This is a genomic window from Thiosocius teredinicola (assembly GCF_002009425.1).
Taxonomy (GTDB): Bacteria; Pseudomonadota; Gammaproteobacteria; order Chromatiales; family Chromatiaceae; genus Thiosocius; species Thiosocius teredinicola.
The window spans coordinates 4419809-4435363 of the sequence record NZ_CP019936.1; the positions used below are offsets into that span (position 1 = coordinate 4419809).

Sequence of the window (15555 nt, forward strand, 5' to 3'; positions counted from 1 at the left end):
TTAGGAGAATAAAAATCTCGAACTCCTGTGGTCGAGTGATCGACTACCGGGTGAGAGAACCGTCCTACCAACAAGATGATCGCAAAGCACGGCACAGTATGTTGCCGGTCGTAAATGACATTCGAACAGCGGGCTTTGCAATGAAACTGCGTGGCATCCACTCTCGCGATCTTGTTGTGTACGCTTACGTCTACATCGAACCACAACGACCAAAAATGAAAGCGAACATCATCGTCCTGATCGAAAACACCACTGAGAGCATCGAGGCCTCATTGAACAAGGCACTCGATGCACACGAGCTCGACTGGGACGACGATGACTCCATCGAGAACCGTCACTGGGACTACTGGGTATTCGCCGACACCAACCTACCGCCGGACACCGAGCTTGCCGCCAGCTTCCCCAACGAGCGCGCCGAGCTGTTGGCCAATGCGAGCTTTGTCCGCAACCTCCCTGATGACTTCACGACCACCGGTGTGATCGGCCTCGACGGCAAGTGGATCGACGTCGACGACCACGGTTGGCGAATGCTCAAAGAGCCATCCGCAGCCAACGACGCAGCGCTTCAGGCATGGCAGCAACGGTTGCGCGAGGTGTTGGCGCACAACCGGGAACACATCGGCGTACACGTCAAAGTACATAGCTGAAGAGCGCTTCTACCCGCTCATCATTGCGCCTGTTTGCGCGCGACTCATTCGCCCGGCCGTAGGTGGTATCGGCCCGCACTCCAACTCGTTGCGCATCCGCTCCGAACCGGCAAACGACCTGTGTTGTGGCGCCCGTCTGCTTTTGTTCAGTTTTCTAAACACCCACGGGCCGTGGGTTTGCGTTCATCTGCAGCATAAGCTATACATTTCCTAAACAACACATGCCGCAATGCGAAACGATGACCAAAATACCTAAACATTCCTCGGTCAAGGTGCTGATACTCATGGCAATTTTCGGGTTTGGATCTGGACATGCCGGCGACACGCAGACCCGCGATCTGCTCGATTACGACGTGCGCCGACTGGATAACGACGAAGTGGTCAATCTCAAAGCGACCTACGGCGGCAAGGTGGTGCTGGTCGTCAACACGGCAAGCAAATGCGCCTTCACCGATCAGTACGAGGGCCTCGAGGCGCTGTACGCCGAATACGGTGACCGGGGACTGGTAGTACTGGGTTTTCCATCGAACGACTTCGGCGGCCAGGAGCCCGGATCGGAACAGCAGATCAAGGACTTCTGCCGGCTGACCTACAGCGTCAAGTTCCCGATGTTCGCCAAGACCCACGTGAAGAAAGGCAAGGCCGCTCCCTTTTTCGCCAACCTCGCCGAAACCGCCGGGCGCTACCCGAAGTGGAACTTTCATAAGTACCTGATCGGGCGCGACGGCAAATTGGTCGACAACTACCTGAGCTTCACCGGCCCGCAGAGCGGCACCATTGTCAAAGCCATCGAGGCGCAACTCTGACCATGCCCGAAACAGCAAGCACAAGCACCGCGTGGCAACGCGAGCGCGCATGGCTCGGCTACGCCGGACTGATTCCATTCATTGCCTGCGCGGTAGTCATCGCCAGCAACCCGCAGCCTGCCTGGACAAGCGTCGCGACCGATACCTTGCGCCACTACGCGGCCGTGATTGCGAGCTTTCTCGGGGCCGTGCATTGGGGCGTCGCCGCCGACCGTCACGATCCATTGCCGCATGCCCGCCTGCGCTGGGGCATCATGCCGGCGCTGATCGCGTGGACCCTGTTGGCACTACCACCGGCCTCCGCATTCTTTGGCTACGCCTTTCTGTTCGCGGCGATTCTGTTCGTCGACCGCCGACTGCTGCCGGTACTCGACGATGCCTACCGCAGGCTGCGACTGCAACTCACCTCGATCGTCGTTGTCGCGCTACTGCTCGCAGGCTTCACGACCCCCGCAGGGCTTGCGACATGACGCAGCGCAACGCACGACTTCGCTACCCCGCTGCCAACCGGTGTGAGCGCGCACTATCGAAAAGCATCAAAACGATCTGCAGCCAGGCATGCAGACACACAAGCCAGGAGTAAGCCATGACGACACGATCAAACGAGCACCATGGCGCCTATCGGATCGGCGCCGTTTCGCGGCTAACCGGGATCTCGCCCGACACCCTGCGCATCTGGGAACGGCGATACGACATTGTCGAACCACAGCGCACGCCCAAGGGCGGCAGGCTGTACAGCCAGCAGGACGTCACCCGGCTGACCATGATCAAGACGCTGGTCGATCAAGGCTACGCGATCAGCACGGTCGCCAACCTGAACATCGAGGAGCTGAACCAACGCCTGAACAATGCGCAGCCGGCCAACCTGCCACCGCTGGGCAGCGGGCAGCATGAAGTCTGCGTGGTCGGCCAGGCGATCTCGGTACGCGCCTGCAATACCGAGAGCATGCCCGAGGGCCTGGAGCTTGCCGGTGCCTACACCGATCTGCCGGCGTTCCTCGAAGACGAGACCGAATGCGACACCTTGATCATCGAGCTGCCGTTTCTCGACCGTACCCTGGCGCGCGACCTCAACAGCGCCGAGCTGCGGCGGCGCGCCCAACGCATCATCGTGATCTATGCGTTCAGTCCGTCGAACATCGTGGCCCAGCTGCAACGCTACGGCCTGCAGACCCTGCGGGCGCCGGTAGCGCTCGAGCATATCTGGCAGCATTGCCAGGTCACCCAGACCAAGCGCTTCGACTGGAGTCCGCCCGACTGGAATCCGCGCATCGCCAACAATGAACCGATCCCGCCGCGGCGCTTCTCGCACGACCAGCTCATCCACCTGTCGCAGGTAACCACCAGCCTGGAATGCGAGTGTCCGCACCACACGGCCGGACTGATCGAGCAGCTCTCGGCGTTCGAGGCGTACAGCGCGCAATGCGAGGTCGCAACCAAACAAGACGCCGCGCTGCACGGCTATCTGCACCAGATGACGGCCCGCGCCCGCTGGCTGATGGAGGTCGCGCTCGAACGCCTGGCCGAGGTCGAAGGCATCGAGGTGCCCGAGCCCGACCACCGGCACTGAACGAGGCCGGGCGACAGGGGCACATTCCATTCCCGGGAAGCCCGGTAGTCAGGCGGCGAGGAAAGCTGATCCACGTCAGCAAACTGCGACAAGAAGTGGCACGAGGGTGCCGCTTCATGCGTCGCGTCACACAAAAGTCACACAGGCGGACTATAGATATCAGCAGTCGTTTCGCGGGCAGAAAAATTAAAGAGCGAGACGACGCTGACGATCTATTGCCACTCGCTTCGCGTACCCGGAACAACGATGACAAATAAACATGCTGCGTCGGCCGTAACGGCTGGTGCCTCTTCACCCGACGCCGATCATCACAGCGACATCCGCAAGGTCGCCTACCTGCGCCGTCGCGCCGCCTATCAGACCCAGTGTGCGGGTCAGGATGGCTACCGGCCCGGCGGCAGCGCCTTGCCGAACAAGGTCAGCAACGACCACTGATACCCGGCGGACGAAACGCGTTACTTGATCTTGTCCCAGATCTCAAGCGCGCGTTTGCGACTGTCTTTGAGATCGACGATCGGCGACGGATAATTCCGACCAAGCTCAACGCCGGCCTCTGCGAGCACCTCGGCCGGGGCTTCCCACGGGCGGTGAACCCACTTGTCCGGCAGCTGTTTGAGCTCGGGCACCCAGTGGCGCACATACTCGCCGTGTACGTCGAACTTCTCACCCTGCGACACCGGGTTGAAGATGCGAAAGTACGGCGCGGCATCCGCGCCACAGCCCGCCGTCCATTGCCAGCCGAGACTGTTGTTGGCCAGGTCGGCATCGACCAGGGTATCCCAGAACCACTTGGCGCCTTCCTGCCAGGGCAACTGCAGGTTCTTGGTCAGCAGCGAGGCGACGATCATGCGAACCCGGTTGTGCATCCAGCCAGTCGCCCATAGCTGACGCATACCGGCATCGACCATCGGGATCCCGGTCTGGCCGCGTTGCCAGGCGACCAGATCCTTGCGCGCTTTGCGCCAGGGGAAGTCGGCGAAGCGCTCGTCGAGCGGAGCGTCGGTGGTATGCGGAAAATGGAACAACAGGTGATGGGCGAACTCGCGCCAGCCGACCTCGCGCAGAAACGCCGACGCGGATTTTTTGCGCCCACACGCGGCGACGATCTCACGCGGACCGAGTTGACCGAAGTGCAGGTAAGGCGACAACTTCGATACCGTCTCCTGCGCCGGAAAATCACGCCCGCTGTCATAGTCCTTTACCTCAGTCGCGAGAAACTCATCGAGTCGCGCCTCGGCACCCGCGCGGGTCGGTTTCCATGCCTTGGCGATGCCCTGATCCCAGTCGATCTTCGGTAGCAGGCCGAGGTCGTCCAGGGCCACGGCGGCGAGTGATTTCTTTTTCCTGGTGATGCTCACCCAGGGTGTATCCGGCGTGCTGTCGCTGTCGGCCTTGGGGAGCTCGAATTCGAGCAGCCGCTTCCAGAACGGCGTGAACACGCGGTACGGCCCACCCTGCTTGGTCTGCACCTCCCACGGCTCATACAACAGCGCAGCGTTGCTGCTCTCGGCGACCTGGCCCTGATCGCGCAGCGCCTGCTTGATTGCCGTATCGCGTTCGATCGCGGCGGGTTCGTACAGCCGGTTCCAGTACACGGCATCGGCCCCGGTCTGTTCAACGAGGTGTTTGAGGGTGTCGAGACTCTTGCCTTCGCAGATCAGCAGCCTGCCGCCGAGCTGCTCGTTCAGATCCGCGAGCGCATGGTGCAGCCACCAGTTGGATGCGCCGCCCGGTGCCCAGTCGCCCTCCTCACCGGGGGCATGGATATACACGCCGAGGACGTCGTCATGGCTGGCCGCGGCCCGGGCGACGGCGGGGTTGTCTACCAGCCGCAGGTCGCGGCGAAACCAGACGATTGCGAGACTCACGTCGCCGTCAGGCCGGCGGCTCGGTAGCCAGCATCGACGGCCGCTGCGCCATTCCGGCGTACCATTCGCTGAGTGCCGGACGGGTGTCGCGCCACGTGCCGACCGCACCGCGCAGGTCGAGATAACCGAGCGCCACCGCCAGGCTCAGCGTGCCCAGATCGATACGCTCCGCGAGCTGCTCGATGTCGTTCTCGAAGAGGTCGAGAGTGCGGCTGATTGCACGCCGCTTGAGGTCGATCCACCATTCCCAGCGCTTCTCTTCGGGGCGCTTGATGGTTTCCATGAAAATCAGCACCGCACTGTCGAGTACACCGTCGGCCAGCGCCTGTTCGCGCAATACCTGCCAGCGCGCCTCGCCATCGAGCGGGATCATGGGTTGCCCGTCGTGCTGGTGGTCGAGGTATTCGCAGATCACCGGGCTGTCGTACAGCGTGGTGCCATCGTCGGCGACCAGGGTCGGCACCATCGAGAGGGGATTTTCGGCGGTGAGATGATCGGGTTCTGACCAACCATCGACGGTCTCGGCTTCGACGCGATCGGCCAAACCGATCTCGTGCAGCATCACCATGACCTTGCGCACATAAGGCGAGGTATGCGAGTGGCGTAGCAACATGTCGCCCCCTTGAGGACTCAGCTTATTGTTCTTCGCGCCTCGGCCTGAACAGACATTCAGGACAATTCGCGGATCTTGTTGTTCCGCGATTATCCGGTCGCGGCCGCCGCTTGCCCAGCGGCCGCCCGGTGGCATGTCCAGATCAGGCGGCGTCGGCGCCGCTGATGATGTGCGACGGCAGATCTTTGCCTTCGTGGCGCTGGTCGTTGACCAGCAGATCCTTCGCGAACTGTTCTTCGTCGACGGTCGCGCCAAGGAATTCGGCGACCGAGCGCATGTCGACCTCGGCATTCTCCAGGCAGCAGGTGGCGCCCGGTGATGGGGTCATATTGAAGATCGCGCCGACACCGGTATCGATCTTGGCCTCGCCCATCATCAGCTTGCGGTTGTCCTTGTCGATCAGCTGCGGCCGGATGCCGCCGACGTGGTGGGCGAATTTCAGGTCTTTGTACTTCAGATCCGGCACGATCTTGCGCGCATCCTTGAGGAACAGGCCGCGCCGCAGGATCGGGATCTCGAACAGGAAGTTCTTCAGGATGTAGTTGCGGATGTCCTTGACCTTGAGCAGGTCGTACAGCACGTCCCAGACCTTGCGGTCGAAACGGAACACGCGTAGGAAGTCCTTCAAGGTTTCCCAGTTGTAGCGCTCGAGCACCGGCAGCACCAATGCGGTCGGCCCCCAGCGCGTCTTGCCCGGCACCATCACGTCCGGGTCACCGTGGATCGCGGCGAACGGCAGTTTGTCGTTCTGTACCGTGTACACCTTGCCGCGCAGTACCTGTGGGGTGAAGTAGTAGCTGCCGGCGACCGGCAGCACTGAGAAATGGTGGCCGTAGCCCAAGTCGTGCGCCAGCTGCAGGCTGTGACCGCCGGCGCAGACGACGATCGAACGCGCCTGGAACTTGGCCTCGCCGGTGTCGACCGTGAACAACTCGCCATCCTGTTTGATGTGATGCGCGCGGGTGTTGTAGTGAACCTCGACCTCGGTGCCCTCGCAGCGACGCGCCTGGCGCACGAACGAGCGGGCCAGCGCCTCGAAGTTCACGGCGGTGTATTCGTTCTCCGAGCCCAGCGCGACGATCTCTTCGGTACGCGGCCGGCCGTTGGTGGTGGCGACCGCAGGCTCGATGCCGGCGATATCGTCGAGTTCGAGTAGCTTGAGGCGCGGATAGTGCGGCGACAGCATCTCGAAGCGCTCACGCAGTTGCTGGCACTCGTTGGCGCCGACGCCCAGCACCATCTTCGGGTAGCGGAAGATCAGGTGGTCGATGTCCGGTTGCACCGTGGCGTAGTTCTCGACCATGCGCGCGGCGCGCTGCACTTTCAGGGCCTTCTCGAGACTGTAGTTGGTCTCGATATCGCCGCAGTGCAGCGTCTGACTGTTGTTGCTGTGCAACGAGTTAACGCGCGCAGGGGCGGCGTACTTCTCGAGCATGCCGACGTGCTTGATATCCGTGTATTTCGACGTCAAATACAGCAGCGCCGACCCGGTGACTCCACCACCGACGATCAGCAAATCAAAAACCTGGCTCATAAAGCAGTCTCCAGCATTAATTTTTTCGAGCATAGCGGCATCAAGCATTTACTGCTCATGAGGTTTTTTTCGACCTCGTCATTGATTCATTCCCTGTATTGCGCCAGATCAACTCACCCCGATTGATTATTTAGTATTTGCTTATATACTTTTCATCAACGGCAGGCAGTATCGCCGAGCCGCTCCCCACAGGCGGCAACCTCACAACCGATGAGCCAGGCTCACGACGAAAACATACGGAGAACTCGATCATGAAAAAGACCATCGCACTCGTTGCCGTCCTCGCTTCTGCCCAAGCCGGTGCTTGGTGGGGCAACGGCTATGACAATGGTTACAACAATGGCTATGGCTACGGTAACGGCTATGGCAATGGCGTACTGGACGGTGCCGGCGATGCTGCTGGTGAAGGCACCTTCAGCATGAACTTCTCGGGCCGCGGTCACACCAACATGCGTGGTTACGGCAATGGCTACGGTTATGGCGACGGTTACGGCCGTGGCTACAACTACAACGCCCCGTACTGGGGTGGTCCGTACGGCTATGCTCCGTACGGCTATGCGCCGCCCGCTCCGGTTGCTCCTGCGCCCGCTGCACCGGAAGCAGAAGCCCAGTAAGTCACACCTTCAGGCCTCGACCGGGGCCGCGGTGTAAAAATGAAACCCCGTACCTCGGTACGGGGTTTTTCGTTGCGCTATGCTGTGCGCCCACTGAGCAACGGAGATTCAGCATGCGAACCCTGTTCATATTCACCCTGCTTTCGCTCGCGGCCATTTCCCCCGCCACATTCGCTGCACAAGAGGAACTGCCCTACAACCGGGTGACGCTGAACGAATCCGCATCGCAGGACGTCGACAACGACCAGCTGGTCGCCGTGCTGTTCGCCCAGGCAGAGGGCAGCGACGCCGCGCAGCCGGCGGACGAGGTCAACCGGATCATGGACTGGGCGCTGAAGCTGGCCAAGGAACACAGCGAGGTCAAGTCACAGACGCTCGGTTACAACACCCAGCCGGTGTACAACAAATCAGCGATCCGCGGATGGCGGGTGAATCAATCGTTGCGCCTGGAGAGCCGCGACGCGCGCGTGCTCGGTGACCTGATCGGTAAGCTGCAGCAACAGTTGCAGGTGCAATCGCTGAATTACCAGGTATCGGAAGAGCAGCGCCGCAAGCATCTGGACGCGCTGACCGACAACGCATTGCGCCGTTTTCAGCAGCGTGCCGCTACGGTCGCCAAGTCACTCGGGCGCAGCAGCTACCGCATCGTGCGGCTGGACATCAACGACGGTCGCCAGAACCCGATGCCGATGATGCGCGGCGCGGTGATGCATGCCGAGGCCGATTTCGCACCCGCACCCGCGGCGATCGATGCCGGCACCCAATCGATGCAGGTCAGCGTGTCTGGTGAGATCGAGGTCAGCGACAACTGACCGCAAGATCAGTTGACCCGGGCGTCCTGTCCCAACTGCGCAAGATGGGCCCCGATCTGCGCTAGTCGCTGGCGCACCGGTTCGTCGACATCACGCTGGGATTCCACGCACTGGTTGGCTGCCACGTATAGCTCGCTGGTTTGTTCACGGTCGAACAACTGCAACGCGGCGGCGACCGCGTCTTCTGATTCGGACAGCAGCGTCGCTGCCAGTTCGTCCTTGCCGATGGCGCTTTGCGGGTGCAGCAGGTCGGCGACCAGCGGTTGCTTCAGCAGCTCGAAATGGGTCTGGCGCGCGGCGCGCTCCTGGGCGAGTTCGTCGATCGCCTGCGGATCGCCGCCGGCGCCGTGCTCGACATTGCGCATGATCACGTCGACCAACTGCACGATAGCCGCCTGGTTCGTGGCATGGTCTTCGGCCAGCCCGGCCGACTGCTCATAAAGACGATCGAGTTGCTCCTTGAGCGCCAGAATCACCTCGCTGCCCTCGTTCGGCTTGAGATCGACGGCACGCTGCACGGTGCTGCGCAGCTCGTCGAGAAAGGCGATCAGTTCTTCGTGATCGCGCCGCTGGCAGTCGAGCAGGAAATCATCGTCGCGCGCAAGCGGGCCGCCCGGAAACAAGGGGTTGTCCAACTTGCGCCGGTAGTGGCGTTCGTGGCGACCGGGGAGTTGGCTGAACGGGATCGACATAGGGCTTTTCTTGAACCGGATGCGGGAAATCTGCGAGGTCTTCCATTCTACCCGTTCACGACGAACAACTGATCTCGAGATGCCGCCCCCAGTCGGGCGGCTCGGTAGCATAGGCCTGCATGCCCGGCTGGTCCTCGTAGGGCGTGGCCAACAGGTTCAGCAACCGGTCGACCTCTGCGTAGTCACCCTGCTCGGCCTGCGCGATCGCGTGCTGTGCCAGGTAGTTGCGCAGGATGTAGCGCGGGTTGACCCGGTTCATGCGCTCCCTGCGCGCCGAATCCTCACTCGATTCGGCCTCGAGGCGTGCGCGGTAGTCGCGTGCCCAGGCATCGAACGCCTCGCGATCGATGAAGCGATCGCGCAGAGAGATATCGTCGGCCGGCACGTCGCGTGCGAGGCCCGACAGGTCGCGAAACAAATTGGTGTAGTCGACGCCGCTACCGGCCATCAGGTCGAGCAGGCGCTGCGCCAGATTCTGATCGTCGTCGCGCTCATCGATCAGGCCCAGCTTGGCGCGCAGGCCTTGCGCATAGTGCTGGGCGATTGCCGGCTCGTATCCCGCCAAGGCCGCCTTGGCCATCTCGACCGCGGCCTCACCGTTGTCGTCATCGAACAGCGGCAGCATCGCCTGCGCCAGGCAGGTCAAATTCCACAAGCCGATCGACGGCTGCTGATCGAAGGCGTAGCGGCCGCGGTAGTCGGAATGGTTGCAGATGAAACCGGGATCGTAGGCGTCGAGAAAACCGAACGGACCATAGTCCAGGGTCAGCCCGAGGATCGACATGTTGTCGGTGTTCATCACGCCGTGCGCAAACCCGACCAACTGCCACTGCGCCATCAGGCGCGCGGTGCGCTCGACCACCTCGGTCAGCAGCGCCAGATAGGGCTGTGGCTGTTCGCGCAGCTGGGGATAGTTGTGATCGATGACGTAGTCGGCCAGATCTTTCAGCGCCGCATACTGCTGGCGGTAGAAGAACACCTCGAACGATCCGAAGCGCACGTGGCTCGGCGCCATGCGCACCAGCAGCGCACCGCTTTCGATGCGTTCGCGATAGATCTCTTCGGCACTGTTGAACATGCACAGCGCACGAGTCGTCGGGATGCCGAGACCATGCATGGCCTCGGAGCACAAGTACTCGCGGATCGTCGAGCGCAACACCGCACGCCCGTCGCCGTCACGCGAGAACGGCGTGAGCCCGGCGCCCTTGAGCTGCAACTCCCAGCGTTCACCGGCATCGTTGACCACCTCGCCGAGAATCATCGCCCGACCGTCACCCAGCTGCGGCACATAGTGACCGAACTGGTGACCGGCGTAGCACATCGCGACCGGTTCGGTGCCGGGCCATTCGGCCGAACCACTCAGCCGCGCCACCGCGCCGTTTACACGGATGCTGTGCGGGTCGAGTTCGAGCAGCGCAGCCGCACGCTCGCTGATGCTCACCAGGTGAACGTCTTGCAGCGGTGTCGGCTGCACACGGGCATGAAACGCGCCGGGCAGACGTGCATAGGTGTTGTCGAACCTGAGCTGATCGAGGGTTTTCATCGACAACATGCTGCGGCGCACCCGATGAGTTATCAACCCGCGCTGCTCACGGGAATCGGGACCGGAAACAGCCTGACCGGTGCCCCTTCCTGGGCCCCAATGTACGCTAGCGGACGACCTCTTCCATCGCCGTCGGGCTGAGCTTCAGACGAATCCGCGTTGCCGCGCTGTCGAGTGCCTTGTTGTTGCGCAAGGCCTCGCTGGTGTAACGATTGAGAGTGACGTCGAGCTCGACATAGTCAACCCGATCATCGGAAACCCATGCGATCTCGGCCAGCTCGCCCTTGGTAGCGAGCTTGTAGACATTCACCTGCGGGTATTCATCGAAGGTCGACACGGCCACATAGTATTCGTACTGACAGATGCCGTGTGTTTCGACGAAGCAGTCCTGATCCATCGTTGGAACCTGGTACAACCTCACCGACAGATCCTTGTCGATTTCCGGTTGCAGCTCGTTCAACGTGATGACCTTGCCGATCGACATGGCCTTGTACAGGCCCGCGTCGTCCGGCTCATCGTGCACCCCGTTGCCGGCGCCGCCATGGGCACAGGCGGCGAGCGACAATGACAACAGCAATACCGTGGCTTTCATCAACCCGCCCTAGTTCACAGAGAAATGGATGTGGTCGTTGTGACCGGAAACCGGGTGCGCGCTTCCGAGCTTTTTCTTAAATGACGGACCGAAGTTCTCACGCCGATGGACATAACCTTCGAACGCCGTCTGCATGGCATCCACCACCGCCTTGACCGTGGTGTTGGACGGATAGTACGCGGCCATCTTCATATCGTTGATACGCGAGATGTCGACCGCCTTGCCGTTGCCTTGCACGTGCCGACTCGGAAACTGGTGCTGATCGTTGGCCGACGAGATGTAGATCTTGGAGAGCATGTGACCGGCAGCCACCTGCGGCTTCACCACGACCTTGAGGGCATCGATCACGCGTTGATCGACGGCCTTGTTCACGTTGGGCGAAAACTCGACGGTCACGCCGTTGATATTGCTCGGTATGTCAGGCATTTCGAATTCCTTTTCGGGTTGTCGGATCACACATCCATGCGCGTCGGCGATACAGATGACTTCACTGCTCTGCCAAGCGGCAGGCGCGGCGCCAGAATACGGATGCGCCGAGTGGACATCAACCACCGGGTCGCGCATACCGCCGGCCACGTCACATCGACGACCGGATTCCGCTGCCGCAAATGTCGAGGCACACGCGGTGCACCTTAGCGACTGGCGGCGCATCCAAAACGACGAAACGCCAAATCGATTGCCTTATACTGTGCGCCTGTTGTCGCCTGCACGCTTGGTATCCGGCATGTCCCGATTGCTCGTTCTGCTGACGCTGTTCCTGGTCGCCGGGCCGAGCCTGGCCGAGTACACCGTGGAAACACCCGACGGTGACGAAATCCCAGTCACCATCCACGCGGCCGACGGCGCCGCCCGTATCGTCTGGCTGTCGTCGGAATTCGGCAACAGTCCGAGGCGCAGCGCACTGGCGACGGCATTGAGCCAACGCGGTGTCGAAGTCTGGATGCCCGACCTGCACGCCGCCTGGTTTCTGCCGGTCGGGCGATACAGTCTGAATGATGTCGACCCCGCTGCGATCGCCGCCCTGATAACCGATGCCGTGCACAAGGATGAGAAAGCGGTTTACCTGATGGGTGAAGGCCGCACCGTCGCCCTGGCGCTCAATGCGGTACACGATTGGCAGGAACACACAGACGATACCGGCAAGCTGCGCGGCTTGATGGCCTTCAGCCCTCGCCTGTTCGTGCGCACGCCGCAAGGCGGCGAGGCCGCTGAATACCTGCCCATCGCCACGGCATCGAACCTGCCGATCTACATCCTGCAGCCGGAAGACTCCGGCGGCTACTGGCGCATCGCACAGGACATCGCTCAGCTCGAACAAGGCGGCAGTCCGGTGTTCCTGCATCGCCTGCCGAAGGTCTCCGACGGCTACTATGCGCGCCCCGATTACACCGACGCCGAAGCCGCGGCGACCGAAAAGCTGCCCGCTCAACTCGTACAGGCCATGCAGATGCTCGACGGCTACGGCGGCACCCCGGTCACACCCGTTGCCCTGGGTACCGAACCGTACGGACCGGAACAGCCGAGCAACTCTGAACTGCTGCGGCCGTTTCCCGACCCGAAGCAGGCCCCGGAGCTCACCTTGCCGACCCTGCGCGCCGGCGACATGGACCTTGCCCAACTTCGTGGTCAGGTCGTGCTGGTGAATTTCTGGGCGACCTGGTGTCCGCCCTGCGTCGAAGAGATCCCGTCGCTGCAGCGCCTGTATCGCCAACTGCATGGCGAAGGCCTGGAGATTCTCGCAGTCGATGTCGGCGATTCGGTCGCCGTGATGGAAGACTTCCTCAAAGACAAGCCGATCGAGTTTCCGGTGCTGATGGACCAGGACGGTGAGGCCCTGCGCCGCTGGGGAGTCTATGCCTTTCCGACGACGCTGGTGCTCGACCGCCAACATCGCATCCGCTACGCGGTGTTCGGCGCATTCGACTGGAGCAGCCAGGAAGTGATCGAAACGCTGCGACCGTTGCTGGACGATACCTCAGCGGCCGTTGCCACCGACCGTTAACGGCACCTGCAGCGCAGCGAAACGCGCATCCAGCTCGCGCCGCAGCAACCCCGGCAGGCCACTGACGGGTTTGAGCAACTCGCCGATCAGCGGTCGCCCGTCGAACCGGGTATCCCTGATGCCGGCGGCATCGATCAGGGCAAACGACGGCGGCTCGCCGATACGGCAATGCTCCATCGCGTACAACGGCACACCGTCGATGTCGGCCGGTAGCAGCAGGGTGTATTCGTTGCAGTCGAATCGGTGGGTCAGAAGATAGCGGCCGAAGGCCAGAAAACCGGGGTGGTCTTCGTCACCCCGTAATCCCGCGGCCACCGCGAACGCGCATCGCTCGCCTTCAAAGCCGAGCAGAAAGGTCTTGCCGTCATCGCCCGCAGCCTGGCGGGCGGCGAGGAACTCAGTGGGATCCCAGATCAACGAAACTGCGGCAGCGAATTCTCGCGATACCACTTCTTGCGGTCTTCATCGTCACTGACCCACACCTGGTAGTCGACGATCTGGCGCACGACCTGGCGATCCTGCAGCACATAGTCGATCACCACAGTTTGCACCCAGCGGCCGTCTTCGAGCCGCGTCAAGGGATTGCCTATTTCGTAACCGGTTACCCGCACGTTGTCGAGGCCCGGCTGCACCTTGATCGGGTTGTCCGGGTCCGGCTTCAGGAACAGGTACATCTTCTCCAGCGCCCCCCAGCGCACGACGCCTTCGAATGTCTTGACCTGCGATTCCAGAAACTCCGGAGTCTCGGAAAACGGATTGGTTCTGCAGGCGGGGATCGTAAACAGCAGGACAAGGACGAGTATGAAGACGCGCATCGGATGCCTTTGATCGTGAGGGATTCAGTAATGGTAATAAGGTATAGACGGCCTGTCACCGACAATACACTGCTATTATGTGCGCCCCTATCAAGGAGTCGTTCATGTCGGTAGTCGAGAACACGGCGCCAGACGACGCCGACAAGGCGTCGACGCTGATTCGTGAGATCCAGCTCGGAGAAACCAAGATCACTTTGCTTGGCACCGCGCATGTCTCGCGTACCAGTGCCGAGGAAGTCGAAGCCCTGCTCGACAGCAAGCAATACGAAGCCGTGGCGATCGAGCTGTGTCCCAGCCGCTTCGATGCGCTGAACAATCCCGACCGGCTGGCCGAGCTCGACCTGATGCAGGTCGTACGTCAGGGCAAGGCCGCGATGGTCATGGCCAACCTGGCCATGGCCGCCTACCAGCAACGTCTGGGTGAACAACTGGGTATCGAACCGGGTGCCGAGATGCGCATGGCCGTCAGCCAGGCCGATGTGCACGGGCTGCCGGTCGTGCTGATCGATCGCGAGATCGGCGTGACCCTCAAACGCACCGCCCGCAGCCTCAGCTGGTGGCGGCGCGCGGTGCTGTTCACCGGCCTGATCACCAGCCTGATCTCGCGCGAGGAGGTCAGTGAGGAAGACATCGAGCACCTTAAGGAAGGCGACGTACTCGAAACCACTTTCGCCGAGTTTGCCCACGATCGCGAAGACCTGTTCCAACCGCTGATCGCCGAACGCGACCGCTACATGGCGGCCAAGCTGCGCGCGGCTGCCGCCGAACACCCGGGCCGCTCGATGTTGGCAGTGGTCGGCGCCGGCCACCTCAAGGGCATCGCCATGCACCTCGGCGATACCGACGACCCGGCCGAAACGGCCAAGCTGCTCGACTCGGTGCCGCCCAAGACCAAATGGCCGAAGGCGATTCCCTGGATCATCGTGGCGCTGGTGTTCACCGGCTTTTACATGGGCTTCAGCCGCAACCCGGACCTGGGCTGGCAGATGGTGCGCGACTGGGTGCTGATCAACGGCGGCCTGTCCGCGCTGGGCGCACTGCTCGCTGCCGCCCACCCATTGACCGTCGTCACGGCCTTTTTGGCCGCGCCGATCACCTCGCTCAACCCGACGATCGGGGCCGGTATGGTCACCGCAGCCGCGGAGCTATGGCTGCGCAAACCGCGCGTTGGCGACTTCGGCCGCCTGCGCCAGGACACCACTGAACTCAAAGGCTGGTGGCGCAACCGGGTGTCACGCACACTCCTTGTATTCCTATTGAGCACCCTGGGTTCCGCCGCGGGAACCTACCTGGCCGGCTTCCTGATCTATGACCGGCTTAACAGTTGAATGAGACGTCAGATCCTAAACTGTGGCCTGAATCCTTGTACGACAACGCCTTAGCAAGCTGTCGGGAATTCCCCTAGGTATTTCCCCATCTTCAATGACTTGCGGGCAGCAGTTAGGAT

Annotated in this window: 18 protein-coding genes; 9 read left to right on the top strand and 9 right to left on the bottom strand. The window is 61.9% G+C overall.

What is annotated here, in order from left to right:
- Nucleotides 1-215: 215 nt before the first annotated feature.
- From B1781_RS20915 to B1781_RS20935, 5 genes are all read left to right on the top strand, one after another.
- A complete protein-coding gene (locus B1781_RS20915) occupies nucleotides 216-647 on the top strand; it encodes a hypothetical protein (protein ID WP_125932210.1) in 432 nt (143 codons plus the stop codon).
- A 284-nt stretch (nucleotides 648-931) separates the two neighbouring features.
- Nucleotides 932-1453, top strand: coding sequence for a glutathione peroxidase (locus B1781_RS20920; RefSeq protein WP_125932303.1), 522 nt, complete (start codon nucleotides 932-934; stop codon nucleotides 1451-1453).
- A 2-nt stretch (nucleotides 1454-1455) separates the two neighbouring features.
- Nucleotides 1456-1923 carry a DUF3429 domain-containing protein gene (locus tag B1781_RS20925; protein WP_078121508.1) on the top strand — a complete coding sequence of 156 codons (468 nt, stop codon included), beginning with the start codon at nucleotides 1456-1458 and terminating at the stop codon, nucleotides 1921-1923.
- 116 nt (nucleotides 1924-2039) lie between these two features.
- On the top strand, nucleotides 2040-3023 hold the full coding sequence (locus tag B1781_RS20930; RefSeq protein ID WP_078121509.1) for a MerR family transcriptional regulator: 984 nt from the start codon (nucleotides 2040-2042) through the stop codon (nucleotides 3021-3023).
- Nucleotides 3024-3269: 246 nt separating this feature from the next.
- Nucleotides 3270-3458 (top strand): hypothetical protein, encoded by a 189-nt coding sequence (locus B1781_RS20935; protein ID WP_078121510.1) that lies wholly within the window; start codon nucleotides 3270-3272, stop codon nucleotides 3456-3458.
- A 20-nt stretch (nucleotides 3459-3478) separates the two neighbouring features.
- Here the strand turns inward: B1781_RS20935 and B1781_RS20940 are convergent, their stop codons facing one another.
- The 3 genes from B1781_RS20940 to B1781_RS20950 form a co-directional block, all read right to left on the bottom strand.
- Nucleotides 3479-4891 (bottom strand): cryptochrome/photolyase family protein, encoded by a 1413-nt coding sequence (locus B1781_RS20940; protein WP_078121511.1) that lies wholly within the window; start codon nucleotides 4889-4891, stop codon nucleotides 3479-3481.
- Between the two features lie 7 nt (nucleotides 4892-4898).
- The gene (locus tag B1781_RS20945) at nucleotides 4899-5504 is read right to left on the bottom strand and encodes a glutathione S-transferase N-terminal domain-containing protein (protein WP_078121512.1); all 606 of its coding nucleotides are present in this window, start codon (nucleotides 5502-5504) and stop codon (nucleotides 4899-4901) included.
- A gap of 142 nt (nucleotides 5505-5646) precedes the next feature.
- Complete coding sequence (locus B1781_RS20950) at nucleotides 5647-7038, bottom strand: FAD-dependent oxidoreductase (protein ID WP_078121513.1); 1392 nt, start codon at nucleotides 7036-7038, stop codon at nucleotides 5647-5649.
- Between the two features lie 251 nt (nucleotides 7039-7289).
- Between B1781_RS20950 and B1781_RS20955 the strand changes: the two genes are divergently transcribed.
- Together B1781_RS20955 and B1781_RS20960 are read left to right on the top strand one after the other, a co-directional pair.
- Nucleotides 7290-7652, top strand: coding sequence for a sulfur globule family protein (locus B1781_RS20955; RefSeq protein WP_078121514.1), 363 nt, complete (start codon nucleotides 7290-7292; stop codon nucleotides 7650-7652).
- A 113-nt stretch (nucleotides 7653-7765) separates the two neighbouring features.
- Entirely contained in the window at nucleotides 7766-8464 is a 699-nt protein-coding gene (locus B1781_RS20960; RefSeq protein ID WP_078121515.1) for an SIMPL domain-containing protein, read from the top strand.
- 8 nt (nucleotides 8465-8472) lie between these two features.
- On the opposite strand, the gene B1781_RS20965 is transcribed toward B1781_RS20960, so the two are convergent.
- The 4 genes from B1781_RS20965 to B1781_RS20980 form a co-directional block, all read right to left on the bottom strand.
- Nucleotides 8473-9156, bottom strand: coding sequence for a hypothetical protein (locus B1781_RS20965; RefSeq protein ID WP_078121516.1), 684 nt, complete (start codon nucleotides 9154-9156; stop codon nucleotides 8473-8475).
- Nucleotides 9157-9211: 55 nt separating this feature from the next.
- On the bottom strand, nucleotides 9212-10699 hold the full coding sequence (locus tag B1781_RS20970) for a protein adenylyltransferase SelO family protein (RefSeq protein WP_078122171.1): 1488 nt from the start codon (nucleotides 10697-10699) through the stop codon (nucleotides 9212-9214).
- 106 nt (nucleotides 10700-10805) lie between these two features.
- Nucleotides 10806-11291, bottom strand: coding sequence for a hypothetical protein (locus tag B1781_RS20975; protein ID WP_078121517.1), 486 nt, complete (start codon nucleotides 11289-11291; stop codon nucleotides 10806-10808).
- A gap of 9 nt (nucleotides 11292-11300) precedes the next feature.
- Nucleotides 11301-11717, bottom strand: coding sequence for a hypothetical protein (locus B1781_RS20980; RefSeq protein ID WP_078121518.1), 417 nt, complete (start codon nucleotides 11715-11717; stop codon nucleotides 11301-11303).
- A gap of 298 nt (nucleotides 11718-12015) precedes the next feature.
- On the opposite strand from B1781_RS20980, the gene B1781_RS20985 reads away from it, so the two are divergent.
- On the top strand, nucleotides 12016-13293 hold the full coding sequence (locus B1781_RS20985) for a TlpA disulfide reductase family protein (protein ID WP_164513494.1): 1278 nt from the start codon (nucleotides 12016-12018) through the stop codon (nucleotides 13291-13293).
- Here the strand turns inward: B1781_RS20985 and B1781_RS20990 are convergent.
- Both B1781_RS20990 and B1781_RS20995 read right to left on the bottom strand, forming a co-directional pair.
- Nucleotides 13267-13710 carry a hypothetical protein gene (locus B1781_RS20990; RefSeq protein WP_078121520.1) on the bottom strand — a complete coding sequence of 148 codons (444 nt, stop codon included), beginning with the start codon at nucleotides 13708-13710 and terminating at the stop codon, nucleotides 13267-13269. The genes B1781_RS20985 and B1781_RS20990 overlap by 27 nt on opposite strands.
- The gene (locus tag B1781_RS20995; protein ID WP_078121521.1) at nucleotides 13707-14108 is read right to left on the bottom strand and encodes a hypothetical protein; all 402 of its coding nucleotides are present in this window, start codon (nucleotides 14106-14108) and stop codon (nucleotides 13707-13709) included. Before B1781_RS20995 ends, B1781_RS20990 begins: the two co-directional genes overlap by 4 nt.
- A gap of 104 nt (nucleotides 14109-14212) precedes the next feature.
- Between B1781_RS20995 and B1781_RS21000 the strand changes: the two genes are divergently transcribed.
- On the top strand, nucleotides 14213-15436 hold the full coding sequence (locus tag B1781_RS21000; RefSeq protein ID WP_078121523.1) for a TraB/GumN family protein: 1224 nt from the start codon (nucleotides 14213-14215) through the stop codon (nucleotides 15434-15436).
- Nucleotides 15437-15555: the final 119 nt, after the last annotated feature.

What these genes read in the sequence shown, in the direction of transcription:
- B1781_RS20915 (WP_125932210.1), top strand. Translation starts at nt 216, where the DNA reads ATGAAAGCGAACATCATCGTCCTGATCGAAAACACCACTGAGAGCATC.
- B1781_RS20920 (WP_125932303.1), top strand. Translation starts at nt 932, where the DNA reads ATGGCAATTTTCGGGTTTGGATCTGGACATGCCGGCGACACGCAGACC.
- B1781_RS20925 (WP_078121508.1), top strand. Translation starts at nt 1,456, where the DNA reads ATGCCCGAAACAGCAAGCACAAGCACCGCGTGGCAACGCGAGCGCGCA.
- B1781_RS20930 (WP_078121509.1), top strand. Translation starts at nt 2,040, where the DNA reads ATGACGACACGATCAAACGAGCACCATGGCGCCTATCGGATCGGCGCC.
- B1781_RS20935 (WP_078121510.1), top strand. Translation starts at nt 3,270, where the DNA reads ATGACAAATAAACATGCTGCGTCGGCCGTAACGGCTGGTGCCTCTTCA.
- B1781_RS20945 (WP_078121512.1), bottom strand. Translation starts at nt 5,504, where the DNA reads ATGTTGCTACGCCACTCGCATACCTCGCCTTATGTGCGCAAGGTCATG.
- B1781_RS20950 (WP_078121513.1), bottom strand. Translation starts at nt 7,038, where the DNA reads ATGAGCCAGGTTTTTGATTTGCTGATCGTCGGTGGTGGAGTCACCGGG.
- B1781_RS20955 (WP_078121514.1), top strand. Translation starts at nt 7,290, where the DNA reads ATGAAAAAGACCATCGCACTCGTTGCCGTCCTCGCTTCTGCCCAAGCC.
- B1781_RS20960 (WP_078121515.1), top strand. Translation starts at nt 7,766, where the DNA reads ATGCGAACCCTGTTCATATTCACCCTGCTTTCGCTCGCGGCCATTTCC.
- B1781_RS20965 (WP_078121516.1), bottom strand. Translation starts at nt 9,156, where the DNA reads ATGTCGATCCCGTTCAGCCAACTCCCCGGTCGCCACGAACGCCACTAC.
- B1781_RS20970 (WP_078122171.1), bottom strand. Translation starts at nt 10,699, where the DNA reads ATGAAAACCCTCGATCAGCTCAGGTTCGACAACACCTATGCACGTCTG.
- B1781_RS20975 (WP_078121517.1), bottom strand. Translation starts at nt 11,291, where the DNA reads ATGAAAGCCACGGTATTGCTGTTGTCATTGTCGCTCGCCGCCTGTGCC.
- B1781_RS20980 (WP_078121518.1), bottom strand. Translation starts at nt 11,717, where the DNA reads ATGCCTGACATACCGAGCAATATCAACGGCGTGACCGTCGAGTTTTCG.
- B1781_RS20985 (WP_164513494.1), top strand. Translation starts at nt 12,016, where the DNA reads ATGTCCCGATTGCTCGTTCTGCTGACGCTGTTCCTGGTCGCCGGGCCG.
- B1781_RS20995 (WP_078121521.1), bottom strand. Translation starts at nt 14,108, where the DNA reads ATGCGCGTCTTCATACTCGTCCTTGTCCTGCTGTTTACGATCCCCGCC.
- B1781_RS21000 (WP_078121523.1), top strand. Translation starts at nt 14,213, where the DNA reads ATGTCGGTAGTCGAGAACACGGCGCCAGACGACGCCGACAAGGCGTCG.